We start from the raw sequence: 19,077 nt of genomic DNA, 5'->3' as shown, positions 1-19,077 counted from the left end.
CCCCGCTGATGAAGCAACCCGACGCCGAGTCCGGTTCCGGCGCCCCCGTGGACAGCGCCGAGCTGATCCGCTTCGAGAACGTGACCAAACGATTCGGCAGCAACACCGTCCTCGACCGGCTGGACTTCTCGGTCGACGCCGGCAAGCACGTCACGCTGATAGGCCCGTCCGGCTCCGGCAAGACGACGATCCTGCGGCTGCTGATGACCCTGACCAAGCCGGACGAGGGCACGATCACCGTCGGCGGGCAGCAACTGTTTCCGGCGAGCGAGAAGCAGTGCCGTGAGGTCCGCAAGAACATCGGGATGGTGTTCCAGCAGTTCAACCTCTTCCCGAACATGAAGGTGCTGCGGAACATCACCGAGGCGCCCGTCAACGTCCTCGGGCTCTCCAAGGACGAGGCCGAGGCGCGCGCCCGCGAGCTTCTCGACCTGGTGGGGCTCGCCGACAGGTGCGACTCCTACCCGAGCCAGCTCTCCGGCGGGCAGCAGCAGCGGGTGGCCATCGCGCGGGCGCTGGCGATGCGCCCGCAGGTGCTGCTCCTCGACGAGGTGACCTCCGCGCTCGACCCCGAGCTGGTCGCGGGCGTCCTCGACCTGCTCAGGGACATCGCCCGCACCACCGACATCACGATGCTCTGTGTGACCCACGAGATGAACTTCGCCCGGGACATCTCGGACCAAGTTCTGATGTTCGATTCTGGCCAGGTGATCGAGTCGGGCAGCCCCGAGAAGATCTTCGGCGATCCGTCGCACGAACGAACGCGCGAGTTCCTGGGAGCGGTCATCTGACGACTCCGAGTGAACGGGCGAACGCGTGGGAACATGCGAGGTCCGCCCGCCGGGCCACGCCTCTGGCATATGCCAGAGTGCTGGTCCGGCAGTTGAGAGGCCTGGAGGTGCCGGGAATTTCTCGTGAACAACCCCTCCACGCACGGCTCTTGGGCCGTATCGTGGGAAACGGCAAGCTGTCCGAAAAACGGCCCGAGAAGCGCAGGGGGAAACCGTGGCGCTCAAGCACGAGCCGACCGCGCCGTACCACTCGGCCCAGGACGCCCTGCGCGTCCTGGAGACGGTGGCGCAGCACGCAGGTGGCGTCACCGACGCCGAGATCGCCCGTCGCACCGGTGTCGACAGCGAGCGGCTGACCGCGCTCCTGCGGATGCTGCGTCGCGAGGGATACGTGGAGCAGACCACCGACGGCGCCTACGTCACCGGTGCCGCACTCGCCCGGCTGGGCTCCGCGGAAGGCCATGACCAGGCCGTGCGCGAGCAGCTCCAGCACACCCTCGACCGGCTGCGCGACTCAGTGGGCGCCGCCGTCTACATCACCCGATACCTGGACGGCGAGATCCAGGTCACCGGCTGGGCCGACAGCCCGGCCATGCCCGCGGTCCACGAGTGGGTCGACTTCCGCTCCTCCGCCCACGCCACCGCCTTCGGCAAGGGCCTGCTGGCCCAGCTCGACCTCAACGGCCGGCGCGACCACCTCTCGCGCCACCGCCCGGCCCGGCTCACCGCCCGCACGATCACCAACGAGAAGGTGCTGCTGAGCAAACTCGCCGCCCAGACACCCACGGTCCCGGTCCTCGACCTCCAGGAGTACGCACCGGGCACGGTCTGCGCGGCCGTCCCCCTCACCGCGGGCTCCGCCGTCGGCTGCCTCGCGCTGTCGCTCCCGCTGGAGCACGCGCACCGGTTGCGCGCGGCGGCGAACACGTTGAACCGGGGAGCCGCTCCGGTACTGCTGTCGTTGGCGATCTAGTGGCTGCGTGTCCGTCGGAGATCCAGCTCACGTTTAACTGGTCGAAGGCACCCGTGCGGACCAGGTAGTATTTTCTCTGTCGCCAGCCGCCGAAGGCGGGGGCGACAGAGTCTGCGCCGCTAGCTCAGTTGGTTAGAGCAGCTGACTCTTAATCAGCGGGTCCGGGGTTCGAGTCCCTGGCGGCGCACAGAAAGAAGGCCCCTCGCTCCGGCGAGGGGCCTTCTGCTTGCCCTCGCGCGTCACGTCACGCCCGTAGATACGTGAGCACGGCCAGCACCCGGCGATGCGTGTCCCCCGCCGGCGGCAGGTCCAGCTTTCCCAGGATGTTGCCGATGTGTTTGCCGACGGCCGCCTCGCTGACGACCATCGCGCGGGCGATCGCCCCGTTCGACTTCCCCTCGGCGACCAGCCCGAGCACTTCCCGTTCGCGCGGGGTGAGCGCCGCCAGCGGATCACGCCGGCGCCGCAGCAACTGCCGTACGACCTCGGGGTCGACGACCGTGCCGCCGGCCGCGACCCGCTCCACCGCCTCCGCGAACTGTTCGACCTGGCCGATGCGGTCCTTGAGGAGATAGCCGACGCCGGTGCCGTCGCCGGTGTCCAGCAGCTCGGCGGCGTAGGCCCGTTGGACGTACTGGCTGAGGACGAGGACGGGCAGGGAGGGGTTCGCCGCGCGTAGTTCGAGGGCGGCGCGCAGGCCTTCGTCCGTGAGGCCGGGCGGCATGCGTACGTCGGTGACGACGAGGTCGGGGGCGTACGACGCCACGGCCGCCTTGAGGGACTCCGCTTCCCCGACCGCCGCGACGACCTCGTGCCCGAAGCGGGTCAGGACGCCGACGAGTCCTTCACGCAGCAGCACGCTGTCCTCGGCGAGCACGATCTTCAGCGCTGCGGGCACGGGATCTCCAGGGACAGGACGGTCGGGCCGCCGGCCGGGCTGTGGACGGACAGTCTCCCATCGAGCACGGCGAGCCGGTCGGCGAGCCCGGTGAGGCCCGTGCCCCGCGCGGGGTCGGCGCCGCCCGTCCCGTCGTCCCGCACCTCCATCCGCAGCCGCCCGCCCGCGTACCGGCCGCTGATCCACGCCCGGTCCGCCCCGCTGTGCCTGCCGATGTTGGCGAGCGCCTCCCGGACCGCGAAGTACGCGGCCGACTCCACGGACTCGGTGAAACGCGGGAGTTCGACGTCCACCTCCACGGGTACGGCGGAACGGTCGGCCGCGTCGGCGAGGGCGTCCGGCAGGCCGTAGTCGGCGAGAACCTGGGGATGGATGCCCTGGATCAACTCGCGGAGTTCACCCAGGACTTCGTCGGCCTCCCGGTGGGCGGTGGCCAGCCGGTCGGCCAGTTCGGGCGGGGCGTCCAGCCTGGCCAGGCCAAGGGTCATGCTCAGGGACACGAGCCGCTGCTGGGCCCCGTCGTGCAGATCGCGCTCGATCCGGCGCCGCTCCGCCTCGAAGGCCGCCACCAGCCGGGCCCGCGACCGTGTCACCTCTGCCAGCCGCCGCTGCGCCTCCGCCTCGCTCGGCGCGAGCAGCAGCCGGGCGAGCGCGGCGCGGGCCCGCGCGTACTGGACGAGGGGCCACAGCAGCGCGAGGAGGAGGACGACGCCGAGGGCCGTGCACCACAGGGCCTGGCCGTAGGAGTCGATCAGCCAGAGCTTGGCGATCCGCGCGTCGCCACCGGCACTGCCCGTCGTCGCCAGCCGCACCGGCGCCCCGATCAGCGCGCCGGGCATGCCCAGCGCCCCGAACAGCACGAGCGCGTCCAGCGGCCACAGCACGAACCCGAAAAGCCCCGTGTACGCCAACTCCCGCCAGGTCGCCCGCTCGGCCAGCCGCAGCCGGGCCCACGCGGCGAGACCGGGCTCGGCAGGGGTGGCGTGCGGGTCGGGCGGCGCCGGAGTGCGGGTGAGGGCCAGCCGCCGCCGTTCGAGCGCACCGACGGGGATGCCCGACAGGACGGCCACGGCGAGCAGCGGCAGACCCACGAGAACCGGGGCCAGGGCGAGACCCAGCGTGCCCAGGACCAGGAACACCACGAGCAGCGGGCAGCCGACCAGGACACCGCTCACGAGGTAGGCCACCGCGCGCCACACATCCCGTACGACCGTTCGGATCATGAGTTCACGGTATGCGGGGGCGGCGGGCGACGGCCATATGCGCAGGGGGCGTTCGGGAGGTATGCCCAGCCCTACCTCGCCAACAACTCCTCCCGCCCCCGCGCCCGGTACTCCGTCACCAGGCGGGCCAGATCCACCGCGGAGAACTTGCGGTAGGCCCACTTCCCCGGCGGGCGCCACCAGACCGGGTCCGGGCAGCGGAAGCCCTCGCGGCGGAGGGTGGCACGCTGGATCTTGTTGGTGGCGGTGACGGGCATGGCCGGGACGACGCGTACGAAGCGTGGGGTCATCTTCGTGCCCAGGTCGGGCTGGGACACGAGGAACTCGGCGAAGCCGTCCGGGTCGAAGGCGCCCGCGATGGTCGCCATGACCTGGTCCCCGGCGACCGGGTCGGGGACCGCGTAGACGGCGACGGCCTCGGCGCCCTCGTAGCGGGCGAGGATGTTCTCGATGACGGCGGCGGCGAGGTTCTCGCTGTCGACGCGGAGGCGGTCGTCGGTGCGGCCGGCGAAGTAGAGGAAGCCGCCGGGGTCCCGGTAGAAGAGGTCGCCGGTCCAGTACCAGCCGTCGCGGCGGCGGGCGGCGTCCGCCTCCGGGTTGCGCCAGTAGCCCTCGAAGGGGTTGGGGCCGCGGTTGACCAACTCCCCTATCGCCTCGGTGCCGTTGAGCAGACGGCCGTCGTCGGCGAGGAGGGCCGGGGGGCACTCCTCGCGGGTCTGCGGGTCGACCACCGCGAGGTCGTCGCCGGGTGCCGCCCGCCCGATCGCGCCCGGCGGCGCCCCGGCTGTCCGCTGGATCGCCGCCCCGCCCTCGGACGACCCGTATCCCTCCACGAGCCGCACCCCGAACCGCTCCTCGAACGCCGCCGCGTCCACCGCCCCCGCCTCCGTGCCGAAGCCCATGCGCAGCGGGTTGTCGCGGTCGTCGGGGCGGGGCTCGGTGGCCAGGACGTACTGCACGGCCCGTCCGACGTAGGTGAAGTACGTGGCCCCGTACGCCCGTACGTCGTCCAGGAAGCCGGAGGCGGAGAACCGGCGCCGTAGCGCGATCCCGGCTCCGGCGACCAGCGCGGGGGCCCAGTCGGCGATGACGGCGTTGCCGTGGAACAGCGGCATGCAGACGTAGTGCACGTCGTCCCGTCGCACCCCGAAGCGGTCCACCAGCGCCCGCCCGGCCGCCGCGAGCCGCCCCTGGGTGCAGATCGCGGCCTTGGGGGCGCCGGTGGAGCCGGAGGTGAAGTAGAGGAGGAGGCGGTCGGCGGGGGTGGCCCGGGTCGGGTCGGGCGCGGCACCGACGTACGGGGCGAGGAGGTCGGCGTAGGCCTGAGTGTCCGTCACCAGGGTCTGCACGTCAGGGAGTTCCAGGTCGCCGAGGAGCGGCAGGTACGCCCGTTCCGTGATCAGTACCCGGCACTCGGTGTGCAGGATGTCGCGGGCCAGTTCGGGGCCCCTGCGGGTGGGGTTGATCCCGGCGACGGCGGCGCCCGCGAGGGCTGCCGCGCTCAACCACAGGGGAAATTCGGGGGTGTTGTCGAGGAGGACGCCGATGTGCGGTTCGACGGCCGGTGGCAGGAGGTCGGCGAGCAGTGCCGCGCGGGCGGCGGCTCCGGTGGTGATCTCGTGGTGGGTCAGGACCTGTTCCTCGAACCACAGCCCGGGCCGGTGGTCGTCCCACCGGTCGGCGACGAGCTGTGCGACCGTGCGCGTCGTGGACTCCATGCCCGCGCACGGTAGTTGACGTCCCGTCAGTTGAGGAGGGTCACGGCGTCGGGAAGGAGGTGTCCGTGGAGAACTGGTGGTAGGTGACCATGAAGAAGACGCAGAACGCGAAAGCCACCCCGAGGAAGCTCAGGAGGCCGAGGCTGGCCGCCGCCTGCTTGACCCGGCCGGGCTCGTGGGCCGTGGCCACCACGTCCGGGCCTTCGGTGTAGTAGACGGTGACGAAGTCGCCCTCGACCGTCGTCATCGGCCCGTCCTCCTCCTCGAAGCGGATGGCCTGGCCGTCATGGGTCCTGAACTCGTACACGTGGTGGATCGTCGTGCGCACACGGCTGTGCTCACCCACGCTCTCGCTGACCGTCGTGAACGTCTTCAGACAGCGCGCCTCGGCCGTCAGGCCGCTGTTCCAGGCGCTTCTGATCTGCAGCCAGCGGCGCAGCACCCGGTACGCCTGGAAGGCGATGACGGTCATGATGACCCCGGGAATGAGGTAGAAGAAGGCGTCCATGGTGTTCCCCCGCGGTTCGGCCGCCGCCCTGGTCGGCGGCTTGTGGGGAACGTACCCGTGCGGGGGCCCCGCGCAGCTCAAGGGATGCTCAGAACTCGCGGGGCCGGGTGCGGCGATGCTCAGAAGGTGACGTCCGAGCAGGCGTAGAACGCGTTGGTGGTGTCCGCGACCGTCCAGACCGCGAGGATGATGTGGTGACCGCTCAGCCCGGACGGCAGACGGCCGGTGTGGGAGAGCGTGGACGGTGGGCGCTGGCCGTTGTACGGGACGGTGAAGAACGGGGTGAGGTTGAGGTCGGAGCGGGCCAGGGCGTGGTTCTGGTTCCAGCCCGCCCTGGTGACGTAGTACTTGAAGTCGGTGGTGGCGTGCATGGCGGTGAACTGCCAGCGGAACGTGTAGTTCTGATTGCCCGTCACCCTGGTGGTGGGCCAGGCGCCGCCGCCCGGCCTTGTCGACGCGTCGAGCTGGTTGAACCTGCTGTTGCCACCGGAGCAGAGCCGGCCGTCAGCCGGCCCTGAGCCCGGGAAGCCCTTCGGTCCTTCGACACTCTGCGGTTCCCACTGGATGTCGCCGCAGTTGGTGACGGTGCCGTTCTGACAGAGCTTCTGCCGGCTGACGGGGAGGTCGGTGTAGCCGTGGCCGCTGGCGCCACCGCTGGAGAGCACGAGCGCTCCGGTGGTGGCGAGGCCGACCGTGGCCGCATACCACTTGGTCCTGCTTCGCGCGTGATTGCGCATGCTGCCGCTCCCTGGAGTACGTGGGGATGTTTCCAGGTCTAGACCAAGTCCCAGATTATGAGCGACCCCTGAACATGTCCATACCAATTGCAGTGGTTCACGACGACACTTCGCGCCGCCCTGTGCAGAACGCCACCGTCAGGTCCTTCACCAGCGCCTTGCGTTCGTAGTCGTCCAGCTCGACCAGGCCGCGCAGGGTCAGCCGGGTCACCGTGTCCTCGACCGAGTCGACGACGGAGGTGAGGACGGTGTCGCGGTGCTGGGCGTCGAGCGCGGCGATCCGGCGGCGCTGCATCACGGCGGCCACCTCGGGCGCGTACTCGATCAGGGTCGGCTGGACCGAGAACACCTCCATCCCGACCGGCGCCGCGTCCGCCACCACCAGCCGGGTCAGCGCCTCGCCCACCGCCTCCGTGTTGCGCAGCGTCGCGTCCCTGACCAGCGCGCCCGGCGGCACGTCCGCGGGCAGCTGTGCCAGCACCCGGGAGACCGCCGCCTCCACGCACTCGCGCAGATACCGCTCGTGGTCCTCGATCCCGAGCAACGCCCGCGCGGTGTCCCTGACCCGCCACACCACGAGGACGACCACCCGCAGCGCGACCCCGTTCGCGTCGACGGCCGCCATCGGCTCGCTCCGCCAGTGCCGCAGCCGTACGTCGACCCGGCGGCGCAGCACGAGCGGGTTCACCCAGAGCAGCCCCGTGCGGCGGACGGTCCCCCGGTACCGCCCGAAGAGCCCCAGCACCCAGGCCCGCCCGGTCCGCCCCCGCGCCAGCCCGCCGAACCCGAACAGCGCCAGGGCCCCGGCCCCGGCGTACGCGGCCCACTGCGCCGGGCCGAGTCCGGCACCCGCGTACGCGGCCGGCAGCCCGAGCGCCCGCACCGCGAGCCCCGGCAACGCCCCGGCCCACCACGTGGTGAGGACACATCCGGCCACCCCGCACACCCCGCCCAGCACCCCCACCACCCCGGGCACCACCCGCGCCGGCCGCTCGACCAGCTCGGGGTCGACCTCGACGGCGGGGCGCGGCTTCGCGGACGCGGGCCCCTGCCGCACCCTCGGCTGCTCGCCGGTGCCCCGCCGCCGGCCCACGACGGCGGGGATGACCGGTACGGCCACCGGGACGGGGTCGTCCCGGAACAGCAGATGCACGGGGATCTCGGTGGTGGTCTCGTTCTGGATGAGCCGGGCGGGCCGGGCGGCCCCTTCGGGCTCCGGTGTGGTCGAGGTGGTCGTACTCATACGTGCCTCCGTGCCTCCGCGCAGGAAGAGCCGTGGTGAGAGCGTTCGAGGGGGTGGTGGTCCGGGTTTCGGAGGGGCGGGTGCAGGCGTCAGGAGAAGAGCCGACGCCAGGTCTCCGGGCCCGGATAGCCGTCCGCCGCGCCGCCGCGCCACCCCTGGGCCCGTTGGAACGCCTCGACGTTCCGCCGGTCCGGCTCGCCCCAGCGCGGCCCCGGACCCGAGGTGTAGTACTTGCCGAACCCCTTCTTGACCAGCTGTTTCCCCAGCTGCGTGACGTACGCGTTGTCCGCGCCCGGCCGGAACATGCCGCGCCCCGGATAGCCCCGGACACCGTGCGAGGCGGGCGTCACGGGAGCCCTGGGTGTCATGGGAGCTCCGGGTGAGGCGGGGACGGGGGCCCCGGGCGAGGCGGGCCCGCTGGGCGGGACGGGCTTCCCGGGGATGGCGGACCTACCAGGGGGAGCGGGCTTACCGGGGACAGCGGGCTTACCAGGCATGGCGGGTTTCCTCGATTCGCCGGGCGCGGTCGGTTCTCCCGGAGCTCCGGGTGCTCTGGTTGCGCCAGAGGTGCGGGAGGTGACGGAGGTGGCGGGCTCTTCCGGGCTTCCCGGTGGCCGGTGGACCACCGGTGGCTTGGGCGTCGGCGGCTTGGGCACCGCCGGCTTGGGCACCGCCGGCTTGGGCACCGCCGGCTTCCCCTTCGGACCCGCGTTCCCGGCCAGTGGGATGTCCTTGCCCCTCCCGGTGACCAGATACGACCAGGTCAACGGGCCCGGAATGCCGTCCGCGAAGCGGCCCGACCAGCCCTGCGCCCGCTGGAACGCCAGGGTGGCCCGGAGGTCGGATTCCGACCGGATCGGCCCCGGTCCCCCGCTGCAGAAGCGGGCCCCGCCGCGCCGCACCAGCATCTGCCCCAGCCGGGCGACGTACTTGTTGTGCGCGCCGGACCCGAAGGCCTCGGGGCCCGGGAAGCGGCCACTACCCGGCCCGGCGGCCCCCTTCGCAACCGACTTGTCCGGCTCGTTCGACCCGTTCGGCCTATCTGGCTTATCCGGCGGGGCAACGGGTGAACCGGAGCGGCCGGAGGCGTCCGGCTCGTCGTCCGGCCGGCCCGCGCCGTCGCCGATCAGTCCCCTGTGGCGGTACGGCACGTAGCTGGTCGCGTTGTCCCAGTACGCGTACGGGGTGGCCCGCCTGCGGGCGTACGGACGGGTCGACTCGTAGGCGATGTAGTGGGTCTCGGCGTAGTCCGTCCAGCCGCCGAAAATGACGACGTGCGAGCCTGTTTGAGGGTCCTTCGGATTATGGAAGAGCAGCATGTCACCCTGCTCCAGCCGGTCCTTCGAAATCCGCTGCGCGAACTTGTCGAGGCTGCCCGTCCATTCGTTTCCGGGGAGGCCCCAGGCCATCGAGACGAACCCCGAGCAGTCCTGCCGATATCCGTCGGACCAGTACTCGCGCATGCTGTACGACACCTCGGCCGCGATCCAGGTCTTGGCCCGCCTGATGATTTCGGCGCGGGTGGCGGGCGGCGTCATCACCTCCTTCGGCGGCTCCTCCCCGTCCGCGGGCCGACCGCCGGGGCCGTGCAGCGGAGCCTTCTTCCCCTGGGGAGTATCTGGCCCCTCACCTGCGGGAACGCCACCGGGATGAGCCGGGCCGTGGGCCACCGCGACCGCCGGCACGACATGCCCCGCGCCGAGTGCGGCACCGGCGGCGGTGGCCACGACAAGGGCGTTCCTGACGGTTCTGGCCGCCGGGTGACTCAGATGGGCGTACTGGGCCGAGTACGGCATGACCCGCCGCCAGTGGACACAACCGGGGCATTCACAATCGGCCCCCGGTTCGATCTCCTCGAATACCGGAGTCTCCATGCGATTCCCCTCGCGAACCGACCGAAGAATTCCACGCTTCTGCACGCCCGTCAGTTTCTCAACTGTCATCCGGTGCCGCATGCTGACGGTCCAAATGATGTACACGGCCCACCGGTCCCCTCGCCTCGCCCGCACCGGCCCCGTGGACTAGGGCCGGCTCCCGTCGGCGACGATCTCGACCTTCCCGGCTTCCCGGCTTCCCCAGCCATCTCGGCCATCCCGGCCTCGCCGCCGACCGCCGGTCGACGACCGCGTCGAGTCGCGAGCGACCGCCCCAGGCCCCCCGTGACGGTTCGTCAGAAGCGAGCAACACCCATGCGGGGGCGCGTAGTTACCGAACGGCTTAGTAATTCCACAAGGTGACTCCCGAGTAGAGTTTCGTTCATTGAGTCCGCTCGCGATCAACCTTGACGGCCCGGCCCGCCGGCTGCATGATCAGCGCTGAACCAGAGCCGCATGACCCGAAGAAGTCCCCCTTGAGGCTTGACCAGTCCCACACGACTTCTTCACATGGGAGAGCGAGGCACGGGGGTTTCGGACAGGCACGCCAAAAGTGCCGCCTTCCCTCGATGTCGCGCCTCTTCCGCCGTTGCCTGCCTGCGCGTTCGCGGAACCATCTCCAAAGACCCCCCACCTTCTTTGGGAGCCGTTCATCACCCCCCACCCACTCCCGTCCCCTTCGCGTACCCTCCTTCATTTTTCGTGACCTCTTTCCTCACCCTCTGGCATTTTTCGTAGGGGCGAAAGGGGTGTTTACAGCTGCCCGAAAAATGCATTCCCTGCACACTCACTGAAATCCCTCTCAAAACTGTCCGACAGCGTTGACTGCGTAAGTGGTGAGTGCCATATTCATCACGTCAGAAGGCATCGCCCCTTGAATGCAGAGGTTCCTTCCGTGCTGGAACGCATTGGGAGCGATGAGGTCCCGGTAGTGCCATCATGTCCACGTGATTCCTGTCATGCAGAGTCGCACCTGTCTGCATACGTCAGGTTTTTCGTGTGGAGAGAGGATGAGAATGAACAAGAAGTTGTGGACCCGTCCACTGGCCACGGCTCCGTTCCTAGCCTTCGTGGTTCTTTTCTCGGCGGACCCTGCCCATGCGGTGGGAGGTTGCCTCCGTGACTCGGACACGGACCAGGTACAAATCGCTCCGAAAGCTACTTCATTCAAGGAGCAAGCCAGGTCCGTGGCGCGGCAGCAAGCCGCGAACAGCTGGCAGGACGTGGTCTGGAGGGGGACTGAAAAGAAGTGCGCATCCAACTCTCCAGGCAACTGCAATTACTCCTGGAGCGTAAACAAGACCACAAGCTTTGGTTGGGCTGTAGGTGGTCAGGTCAGCCTCGGTAACGCTAGTTCGCCGAGCAAGAAGTGGTACAACTTCGTTTTGTCTCTCATCCCCTCGATCCAAAAGTCGTCCACGATCAGCACCACGGAGACATTCGAGCAACCGGTCCCCCCTAATGGGTTTGGTCAGCCGTGGCAGGTGGTCCAGCGTCGGTGGAAGTCGGGCGACTATGTGGGCGGATGGGTCAACCAGAACAGGGCATGCACCTTTGGCCTCAACCAGGCCGGTCACGTATACACCTGGGACCCGAACGTGAGATGGGGTTATTGGCAGGCCAACATCCGGGAGCGAGAGTATGACGGGATCGCGGTGAACGGTAAACTCTGACCTCACATCCGCGCCATGCTCGTCACCCGTAAGCCGGGGTGACGAGCATGGCGCGGATCGCTGACTTCGGCTCAGGGGCCGTTGCGTGATCACGTTTCGTCCGGAGCGCCGTGCCGGCCCGTCTTTGGAGGGGAAGTCCCGGTTCGGGCGGGAGCGGACGCAGTGCAGGCACGGTCTCAGTGATCATGTGAGCGTCGAAGTCCCATGAACACCTGGCGAGTTTGTGCCTGCTCCTGCGTCTTCTCCCATGTCCACCGCGCCGGCCCAACTGGGCCGGACTGCCGCGCCGGTCCCGCCGGCGGACGCGGTCGCACTGTCCGGCTTCCTGGACCTGGTGCCCGACCCGCGAGGCGTCCGTGGCCGCCGCTACCGGTTGTCCGCCCTGGTCGCCGCGGCCGCGGCGAGTGTCCTGGCCGGTGCCCGCCCGCTCACCGCGATCACGGAATGGATCAGCGACGTCCCCGCGTGGGCCTGCCGGATTCTCGGCTTCCCCACCGACCCGCTCTCCGGCACCGTGTCCGTCCCGCACCCCCACACCCTGCGCCGTCTGCTCGTCCAACTCGACGGCGACGCCCTGGACCGGGCGATCGGCGCCTTCCTTACCGCCCGCGCCACCCCGGCCGGCCCCGGACTGCGGGCGATCGCTGTTGACGGCAAGGCCCTGCGCGGCTCACGCACCCACGTCACCGGGCACGTCACCCTGCTCGCCGCGATGGACCACACCGGTCACGTCCTGGCCCAGCGCCAGGTCGCCGACAAGAGCAACGAGATCCCCGCCTTCCGGCCCCTGCCGGACAGCGTCGACCTGACCGGCACGGTCATCACCGCCGACGCGCTGCACACCCAGCACGCTCACGGCACCTACCTCCGCGAGCGCGGTGCCCACTACATCGCCCAGGTCAAGGCCAACCATCCCGGTCTCTTCAACCGCGTCCGCCGCCTGCCCTGGCGCGAGATCACGCTCGACCACTACGACCGCACCCGGGCCCACCACCGCCTGGAGATCCGGCGGCTGAAGACCGCCGCCTTCGCCCACCTCGACTACCCCGACGCACGCCAGGCCCTGCAAGTCGTGCGCTGGAGGGCGGACTTCACCACCCGCAAGCTCACCATCGAGCGCGTCCATCTGATCACCAGCCTGCCACCCGGCGCGGCTACCGGCGCCCAGCTCGCCGACTGGATCAGAGGGCACTGGAAGATCGAAAACCTTCTGCACCACGTCCGTGACCGCACATTCCGCGAGGACGACTCCAAGATCCATGCCGGCCATCTCCCGCGCATCATGGCCGGCCTGCGCAACCTCGCCATCGGCGTCCACCGTCAGGACGGCCACACCAACATCGCCGCCGCCCTACGCCACACCGCTCGCGACAGGCGAAGGCCCCTGACCGCCCTCGGCATCACCGGATGAATCCGGACAGACCACGATCATGCAAAGGACCCTGGGCTCCCCGCCCCCGTGGTCAGGAGCACCCCCACCCCTCCGCTAAGCTTTTTCTCGCGCGCCGCTAGCTCAGTTGGTTAGAGCAGCTGACTCTTAATCAGCGGGTCCGGGGTTCGAGTCCCTGGCGGCGCACCGTACGGAGAGGCCCCTCGCCAGAGCGAATCGCGAGGGGCCTCTCCGTATGTGCACGTCGCCCCGCACAGTCCCCTCTCGCTCCCCTCCCACTCGCCACAGATCCTCCACTGATGCCCCAATAACCGCGTATGACCGGTAAACGCCGCGTTCGCGTCTTGTGATCAAGCTTCACAGCATAGAACCCTGGGCCGCAAGAGACTGCGAATACGCGGCAGTTGGGGGACCGCGAGCGGATTCTGCCCTGGGATGGGTGTCCTGGGACCTCGCCGACGCACACCGTGCACGCGCCCACCGAACAAACGTGCCAAAGGGGCATTAATGCAACCGGAAGGTCGTCGTCGAGTGTCTCCATGGTGTAGATCACATGGTGACGATGACCCACTGATGTGTCCGTAACGGTCGAGGGGGACCGATTCGGATGAAAAGCCGACGAACACACACTCGAAGAAGTGTGTGCGGGGGGATAACTCATGACGTCGACGCCGACGGGCGCCCGGCACAATTACGACCCATCCGAAACGACCCGGCTCAAGGTGCCGTCGCACCGGACCGGAGCCTTCCGCAGGCTCAAGAAGACACTTCCCAGATACGACTACGAGCACTACAGCCGACTCGCCGGGCCGCTGACCCAGCCCGATCCGACCAAGCCCTACACGGTGCAGTACCGCTCACTGATCTCCCAGGAGCCGCACCGACTGCGGGTCGCTCTGATGCTGACGGCCGCACCGCTGCTCTCCCTGGTCCTGCTGGCCTGGCTGCTGCAGCAGGAGCACTGGACCAAGCGCGACTACGTCGAGTACGAGTTCCTGCCCGCCCTCGACATGGTCATGCTGATCTCGATCGGCCTGATCGAGTTCTTCCGCTGCATGAACGTGCTGTCGAACGCGCACGCCACCCTGGTCGCCCGCGATCCGATCCCGGTGGTGCCCGAGACCGGCACCAGAGTCGCCTTCCTCACCTCCTTCGTGCCCGGCAAGGAACCGCTGGAGATGGTGACGAAGACACTGGAGGCCGCGGTCAGGCTCCGCCACCGCGGGCTTCTGCACGTGTGGCTGCTCGACGAGGGCGACGACCCGGATGTGCGGGCGGTCTGCGCGCGTCTGGGCGTGCACCACTTCTCCCGCAAGGGGATCGCGAAGTGGAACCAGCCGAAGGGCCCGCACCGCGCCAAGACCAAGCACGGCAACTACAACGCCTGGCTGGACGCGCACGGTGACGGCTACGACTTCTTCGCCTCGGTCGACACCGACCACATCCCGCTGCCCAACTACCTGGAGCGGATGCTCGGTTTCTTCCGCGACCCGAACATCGGCTTCGTCATCGGCCCCCAGGTGTACGGCAACTACGACAACTTCGTCACCAAGGCCGCCGAGTCCCAGCAGTTCCTGTTCCACGCGCTGATCCAGCGCGCCGGCAACAAGTACGGCTCCCCCATGTTCGTCGGCACCTCCAACGCCGTACGGATCAAGGCGCTCAAGCAGATCGGCGGCCTGTACGACTCGATCACCGAGGACATGGCCACCGGCTTCGAGATCCACCGCCACAAGAACCCGGCGACGGGCAGGAAGTGGCGCTCGGTGTACACGCCGGACGTGCTCGCGGTGGGTGAGGGGCCCAGCGCCTGGACGGACTTCTTCACCCAGCAGATGCGCTGGTCGCGCGGGACGTACGAGACGATCCTCAAGCAGTACTGGAAGGGCTGGTACTCGCTGCCGCCGAGCAAGCTCTTCAACTACACGATGATGATCATCTTCTACCCGATGTCCGCCCTCAACTGGATTCTGGCGGCGCTGAGTTGCGCCCTGTTCCTGGGCCTGGGCGCCTCGGGTGTGAACATCGATCCGACCGTGTGGCTGATGCTCTACGGCAACGCCTCGGCACTTCAGATAGGCCTGTACGTCTGGAACCGCCGGCACAACGTCTCCCCGCACGAGCCGGAGGGCTCCGGCGGTGTGGCAGGCATGGTGATGTCCGCGCTGTCCGCGCCGCTCTACGCGAAGGCGCTGATCGACTCGGCCCTGCGCCGCAAGAGCAAGTTCGTGGTCACGCCCAAGGGGGACTCGGCGAGCCCCGACAGGTGGTTCGGCACCTTCCGGTACCACTGGTACTTCATCGTCATCTTCGGGGCCTCGATCACCGCCGGTTTCGTCTTCGGCAACGCGCACCCCGCGATGATCACCTGGGCCGTCTTCGCCATGACGATCACCGCTCTGCCCATCTTCGCCTGGCGTTACATGCTGCGGCAGGACAAGAAGAAGGCCGCCGCCGCGGCCGAACTGCAGGGTTCCATGGTGGCGCCGCCCGAGGCGGCTCCCGCACCGTTCGCGCCGCCACCCACACCGCACGCCCCACACGCACCTCACGCTCCCCAGCACAAGCCGAGCTGGGCGGCGTCCGGGTCGGGCAGCGGGGGTAGCGACCAGACCATGCAGATCGCCCTGGGCGGACTTGGGGGACGTAAGGAATGAAGGACCGTGCAGGCCGCCGCCGCGCCCGTCGCCTCGCGATCGGCGGGGCGGTGGTCCTCGCGCTCGCCGGGATGAACGGGCCATGGGTGTACCGCTTCAGCACCGAGAAGTACCACGACTACAAGATCAACAGACCCGAGTACAAGGCGGCCAACGGGCACTGGAAGGTCGTGGAGTTCCCGGAGGAGTACCGGCAGAACACGATCCACGCCGCCCTCCTGCACACCGGCAAGATCCTGCTGATCGCGGGTTCGGGCAACGACGCCGACAACTTCGACGCGAAGAAGTTCGACACCCGCGTCTGGGACCCGGTCAAGCAGACGATCAAGCGCGTACCCACCCCGGCCGACCTGTTCTGCACGGGGCACACCCAGTTGTCCAACGGCAATCTGCTGATCGCGGGCGGCACCAAGCGCTACGAGAAACTGAAGGGCGATGTCACCAAGGCCGGCGGCCTGATGATCATCCACAACGAGAACCCCGACAAAGGGATGCGGATCAAGGCGGGGACCGAGTTCGTCGGCAAGGCGAACGGCAGGACGTTCGTCCTCAAGGACACCGTCGACATCAAGAAGGCCGTCAAGACCTTCGATCCGGACACCGGCAAGTTCACCGGCAACAAGCCGGGGATCGCGCGCGCCTACGTCGAGGCCGAGCGGCGCGGCAAGAAGTACGAGACGGGGACGGAGGACAACTACCGGATCGTGGGCCTGAAGGGCGAGGACGCGCGGAACACGTACGGCATCGCGCAGAAGCTCGCCCTCGACAAGAAGGACTTCCAGGGGATCAGGGACGCCTACGAGTTCGACCCGGTCGCCGAGAAGTACATCAAGGTCGACCCGATGAACGAGGCCCGCTGGTACCCGACGCTGACCACCCTCACCGACGGCACGGTCCTCAGTCTCTCCGGCCTCGACGAGATCGGTCAGCTGGTCCCGGGCAAGAACGAGGTCTACGACCCCGAGACCAGGAAGTGGACGTACACGAAGGGCGTCCAGCAGTTCCCGACGTACCCGGCGATCTCCCTGATGCAGAACGGCAAGCTGTTCTACTCGGGCGCGAACGCGGGGTACGGGCCGGACGACATCGGGCGTGACCCCGGTGTCTGGGACCTGAAGAGCAACAAGTTCACCAAGCTCCCCGGTATGAGCGACGGCAAGCTGCTCGAAACCGCCGGGACCGTGCTGTTGCCTCCGGCGCAGGACGAGAAGTACATGGTCATCGGGGGTGGCGGGGTCGGTGAGTCGGAGCGGTCCAGCAAGAAGACCCGGCTGATCGATCTGCTGGCCGACGAGCCGAGGTTCGTGGACGGGCCGGAGATGGCGAAGGGCACGCGGTATCCGCAGGCCTCGATCCTGCCCGACGACACGGTGCTCATCTCCGGCGGCTCGGAGGACTATCGCGGGCGCGGCGACTCCAACATCCTTCAGGCGCGGCTGTACGACGCGAGGAGGGGCGGGATGCGACGGGTGGCCGACCCCCTGGTCGGCCGGAACTACCACTCCGGGTCCATCCTGTTGCCGGACGGGCGGGTGGTGTTCTTCGGGTCGGACTCCCTCTACTCCGACAGGGCCAACACCAAGCCGGGGGAGTTCGAGCAGCGGATCGAGATCTACACGCCGCCGTATCTGTTCCGCGACGCGCAGCCGACGTTGACGGGTGGGCCGAAGACGGTCGCGCGCGGCGGGAAGGCGACGTTCGGCACGCGGCACGCGTCGGCGGTCAGGTCGGCGCGGTTGATCCGGCCGAGTGCGTCGACACATGTGACGGATGTGGACCAGAAGTCGATCGAGGTGGACTTCGAGGCGGACGGTGATCGGATCACGGTGACCGTACCGAAGAATCGCAATCTGGTGCAGTCGGGGTGGTACATGCTGTTCGTGACGGACGACGCGGGGACGCCGAGCAAGGCGCGGTGGGTGAAGGTTCCTTAGGGGCCGCGTCGGGGTTGCTTTTCGGGTGCGGGCGCAGGTGCGGGTGCGGGTGCGTGGGGGCTGGTCGCGCAGTTCCCCGCGCCCCTTAACAGCATGGGTGGCGCCCGGGGTCTTTTAGGGGCGCGGGGAACTGCGCGACCAGCCACGAACAACTCGCAGCCGCCCAACACCCCCGCGCCCTCACCCCATTAGGCGCCCCGGTCCTCAGTCAGACGCCTTCGCCAGGTCCAGCGCGTACTCCGGCCACCACTCCCCCGCCTTCGGTCCGCCCTTGCACTCGCCGTCCGACTCTCCCGGCCGCTTCACCCACAGATACGCGTCCACCAGCGAGTCCGCGGTCTTGGTCGTCGGGGTCTCCCCCAGCGCCCGCCCCGGCGGGTTGCACCAGCGTTCGTCCTCGTCGCCCTCGGTCCAGGGGCCGTTGCCGTTGCGGCTGGTGTCGACGACGAACGGCTTGTCGCCGATCTTCGAGGAGAGCTGCCTGCCGTACTCGATGGAGTCCTCGGTGGTGTAGAAGTTCGAGACGTTGACGGCGAAGCCGTCCGCCTGTTCGACGCCGGCCCACTTGAGGGGGTCGTAGATCTCCTCGGGGTCGCCCCAGCCGGCGTTGCCCGCGTCCAGATACACCTTCGTGTTCTTCAGCGCGCCGAGCCTCTCGATCGCGCCCTTGAGCAGGTCGTACCGCTCCTCGTGGAACTCCTCCGGGGTGCAGCCGTCCACCACGTGAAGCACCGCGTCGGGCTCCAGGACGACCGTGGCCGCCCGGTCCCCGATGCCCTGGGCCACGCCGTCGATCCACGACCGGTACGCGTCGCCGTCGGCCGCGCCGCCGCCGGAGTACTGGCCGCAGTCGCGGTGCGGGATGTTGTAGAGGACGAGGACGGCGTCCCGGCCGGCCTTCTCCGCGGCCTCGGTGAAGCCCTCGGCCTCCTGCTCCGGGTTCTCCGGGCCGATCCACTCGCCGGTCGGCTGCTCGGCGATCATGCGGATCAGCTTGGCGTCCTTGTCCTTGCCCGCCTTCTCGTAGGCGGCGACCTGTATCGCCGCGTTCCCTCTCGGATTGACCCAGAACGGGGCCGTGCCGCGCGGCTGTTGGGTGATGTCGGAACCGGAGGACCGCTCGCCCTCGCCGTCATCGCTGTCTCCCCCGAAACACCCGGCGAGCAATAACGCCGCCCCTGCCACCCCCACGGACGCCCGAACCCCGGCCCCCCTACTGCCGTACATCCAACTCCCCCTTGGGTGCACCGTCGTAAGCACCAATCCTGACATAAGTTGCGCCTCGCCCACGGGGTCGTCGCCGCCTTGGCCGAGAAGCTGTCACTCCTGACCACGACGGGTGGGAGGCGTGTGCGGATGGGGGCGGAATCCGCCCGTATCGCCGGGCGGAGCACCAGGACGGCCGACTCGCGGAAGAAGCCTGCCGTCCCGCCTTCACCTGGACTGATGACATAGAGC

The 19,077-nt window shown here is 69.0% G+C and carries 14 protein-coding genes and 2 tRNA genes; 8 read left to right on the top strand and 8 right to left on the bottom strand.

The features are described from left to right. Positions 1 to 8 precede the first annotated feature (8 nt). The 3 genes from ehuA to OG622_RS31595 all read left to right on the top strand — a co-directional run bounded on the left by ehuA (position 9) and on the right by OG622_RS31595 (position 1,951). On the top strand, positions 9 to 791 hold the full coding sequence (ehuA, locus tag OG622_RS31605; protein ID WP_371580019.1) for an ectoine/hydroxyectoine ABC transporter ATP-binding protein EhuA: 783 nt from the start codon (positions 9 to 11) through the stop codon (positions 789 to 791). Between the two features lie 214 nt (positions 792 to 1,005). Next, the gene (locus tag OG622_RS31600; RefSeq protein ID WP_371580018.1) at positions 1,006 to 1,764 is read left to right on the top strand and encodes an IclR family transcriptional regulator; all 759 of its coding nucleotides are present in this window, start codon (positions 1,006 to 1,008) and stop codon (positions 1,762 to 1,764) included. Positions 1,765 to 1,877: 113 nt separating this feature from the next. Further along, positions 1,878 to 1,951, top strand: a tRNA-Lys gene (locus tag OG622_RS31595). Positions 1,952 to 2,008: 57 nt separating this feature from the next. Here the strand turns inward: OG622_RS31595 and OG622_RS31590 are convergent. The 7 genes from OG622_RS31590 to OG622_RS31560 all read right to left on the bottom strand — a co-directional run bounded on the left by OG622_RS31590 (position 2,009) and on the right by OG622_RS31560 (position 9,965). After that, positions 2,009 to 2,662 (bottom strand): response regulator, encoded by a 654-nt coding sequence (locus tag OG622_RS31590; protein ID WP_371580017.1) that lies wholly within the window; start codon positions 2,660 to 2,662, stop codon positions 2,009 to 2,011. After that, positions 2,647 to 3,885 carry a sensor histidine kinase gene (locus OG622_RS31585; RefSeq protein WP_371580016.1) on the bottom strand — a complete coding sequence of 413 codons (1,239 nt, stop codon included), beginning with the start codon at positions 3,883 to 3,885 and terminating at the stop codon, positions 2,647 to 2,649. Before OG622_RS31585 ends, OG622_RS31590 begins: the two co-directional genes overlap by 16 nt. 71 nt (positions 3,886 to 3,956) lie before the next feature. Beyond that, the gene (locus tag OG622_RS31580) at positions 3,957 to 5,603 is read right to left on the bottom strand and encodes a long-chain-fatty-acid--CoA ligase (RefSeq protein ID WP_371580015.1); all 1,647 of its coding nucleotides are present in this window, start codon (positions 5,601 to 5,603) and stop codon (positions 3,957 to 3,959) included. Positions 5,604 to 5,643: 40 nt separating this feature from the next. Next, on the bottom strand, positions 5,644 to 6,111 hold the full coding sequence (locus tag OG622_RS31575) for a DUF3592 domain-containing protein (RefSeq protein WP_371580014.1): 468 nt from the start codon (positions 6,109 to 6,111) through the stop codon (positions 5,644 to 5,646). Between the two features lie 119 nt (positions 6,112 to 6,230). Next, complete coding sequence (locus tag OG622_RS31570; RefSeq protein ID WP_371580012.1) at positions 6,231 to 6,848, bottom strand: lytic polysaccharide monooxygenase; 618 nt, start codon at positions 6,846 to 6,848, stop codon at positions 6,231 to 6,233. A gap of 97 nt (positions 6,849 to 6,945) precedes the next feature. Then, positions 6,946 to 8,091 carry an SPFH domain-containing protein gene (locus OG622_RS31565; RefSeq protein WP_371580011.1) on the bottom strand — a complete coding sequence of 382 codons (1,146 nt, stop codon included), beginning with the start codon at positions 8,089 to 8,091 and terminating at the stop codon, positions 6,946 to 6,948. Between the two features lie 89 nt (positions 8,092 to 8,180). Continuing rightward, positions 8,181 to 9,965, bottom strand: a complete 1,785-nt coding sequence (locus OG622_RS31560; RefSeq protein ID WP_371580010.1) for a peptidoglycan-binding protein — start codon at positions 9,963 to 9,965, stop codon at positions 8,181 to 8,183. A gap of 1,016 nt (positions 9,966 to 10,981) precedes the next feature. Here OG622_RS31560 and OG622_RS31555 point away from each other — a divergent pair. From OG622_RS31555 to OG622_RS31535, 5 genes are all read left to right on the top strand, one after another. Then, the gene (locus OG622_RS31555; protein ID WP_371580008.1) at positions 10,982 to 11,638 is read left to right on the top strand and encodes a hypothetical protein; all 657 of its coding nucleotides are present in this window, start codon (positions 10,982 to 10,984) and stop codon (positions 11,636 to 11,638) included. Between the two features lie 247 nt (positions 11,639 to 11,885). After that, the gene (locus tag OG622_RS31550) at positions 11,886 to 13,049 is read left to right on the top strand and encodes an ISAs1 family transposase (protein WP_371580007.1); all 1,164 of its coding nucleotides are present in this window, start codon (positions 11,886 to 11,888) and stop codon (positions 13,047 to 13,049) included. A 91-nt stretch (positions 13,050 to 13,140) separates the two neighbouring features. Next, a tRNA-Lys gene (locus OG622_RS31545) sits at positions 13,141 to 13,214 on the top strand. Between the two features lie 473 nt (positions 13,215 to 13,687). Then, positions 13,688 to 15,685 (top strand): glycosyltransferase family 2 protein, encoded by a 1,998-nt coding sequence (locus OG622_RS31540; protein ID WP_371580006.1) that lies wholly within the window; start codon positions 13,688 to 13,690, stop codon positions 15,683 to 15,685. Beyond that, positions 15,682 to 17,619 (top strand): galactose oxidase-like domain-containing protein, encoded by a 1,938-nt coding sequence (locus tag OG622_RS31535; protein WP_371580005.1) that lies wholly within the window; start codon positions 15,682 to 15,684, stop codon positions 17,617 to 17,619. The genes OG622_RS31540 and OG622_RS31535 overlap by 4 nt, the downstream gene beginning before the upstream one ends. A gap of 204 nt (positions 17,620 to 17,823) precedes the next feature. Here OG622_RS31535 and OG622_RS31530 read toward each other — a convergent pair whose 3' ends face one another. Then, positions 17,824 to 18,846: a glycoside hydrolase family 6 protein gene (locus OG622_RS31530; protein ID WP_371580004.1), complete on the bottom strand. Its 1,023-nt coding sequence runs from the start codon at positions 18,844 to 18,846 to the stop codon at positions 17,824 to 17,826. Between the last annotated feature and the right edge of the window lie 231 nt (positions 18,847 to 19,077).

It is taken from the genome of Streptomyces sp. NBC_01314 (assembly GCF_041435215.1).
Classification (GTDB): Bacteria; Actinomycetota; Actinomycetes; order Streptomycetales; family Streptomycetaceae; genus Streptomyces.
Note: the sequence above shows the minus strand (reverse complement) of the source record. Positions and strands in the feature narration are given on the sequence as shown.

Excerpts from the sequence above, each read along its gene's own strand:
- ehuA (WP_371580019.1), top strand. The coding sequence starts at position 9 with ATGAAGCAACCCGACGCCGAGTCCGGTTCCGGCGCCCCCGTGGACAGC.
- OG622_RS31585 (WP_371580016.1), bottom strand. The coding sequence starts at position 3,885 with ATGATCCGAACGGTCGTACGGGATGTGTGGCGCGCGGTGGCCTACCTC.
- OG622_RS31580 (WP_371580015.1), bottom strand. The coding sequence starts at position 5,603 with ATGGAGTCCACGACGCGCACGGTCGCACAGCTCGTCGCCGACCGGTGG.
- OG622_RS31575 (WP_371580014.1), bottom strand. The coding sequence starts at position 6,111 with ATGGACGCCTTCTTCTACCTCATTCCCGGGGTCATCATGACCGTCATC.
- OG622_RS31570 (WP_371580012.1), bottom strand. The coding sequence starts at position 6,848 with ATGCGCAATCACGCGCGAAGCAGGACCAAGTGGTATGCGGCCACGGTC.
- OG622_RS31565 (WP_371580011.1), bottom strand. The coding sequence starts at position 8,091 with ATGAGTACGACCACCTCGACCACACCGGAGCCCGAAGGGGCCGCCCGG.
- OG622_RS31560 (WP_371580010.1), bottom strand. The coding sequence starts at position 9,965 with ATGGAGACTCCGGTATTCGAGGAGATCGAACCGGGGGCCGATTGTGAA.
- OG622_RS31555 (WP_371580008.1), top strand. The coding sequence starts at position 10,982 with ATGAACAAGAAGTTGTGGACCCGTCCACTGGCCACGGCTCCGTTCCTA.
- OG622_RS31550 (WP_371580007.1), top strand. The coding sequence starts at position 11,886 with ATGTCCACCGCGCCGGCCCAACTGGGCCGGACTGCCGCGCCGGTCCCG.
- OG622_RS31540 (WP_371580006.1), top strand. The coding sequence starts at position 13,688 with ATGACGTCGACGCCGACGGGCGCCCGGCACAATTACGACCCATCCGAA.
- OG622_RS31535 (WP_371580005.1), top strand. The coding sequence starts at position 15,682 with ATGAAGGACCGTGCAGGCCGCCGCCGCGCCCGTCGCCTCGCGATCGGC.
- OG622_RS31530 (WP_371580004.1), bottom strand. The coding sequence starts at position 18,846 with ATGTACGGCAGTAGGGGGGCCGGGGTTCGGGCGTCCGTGGGGGTGGCA.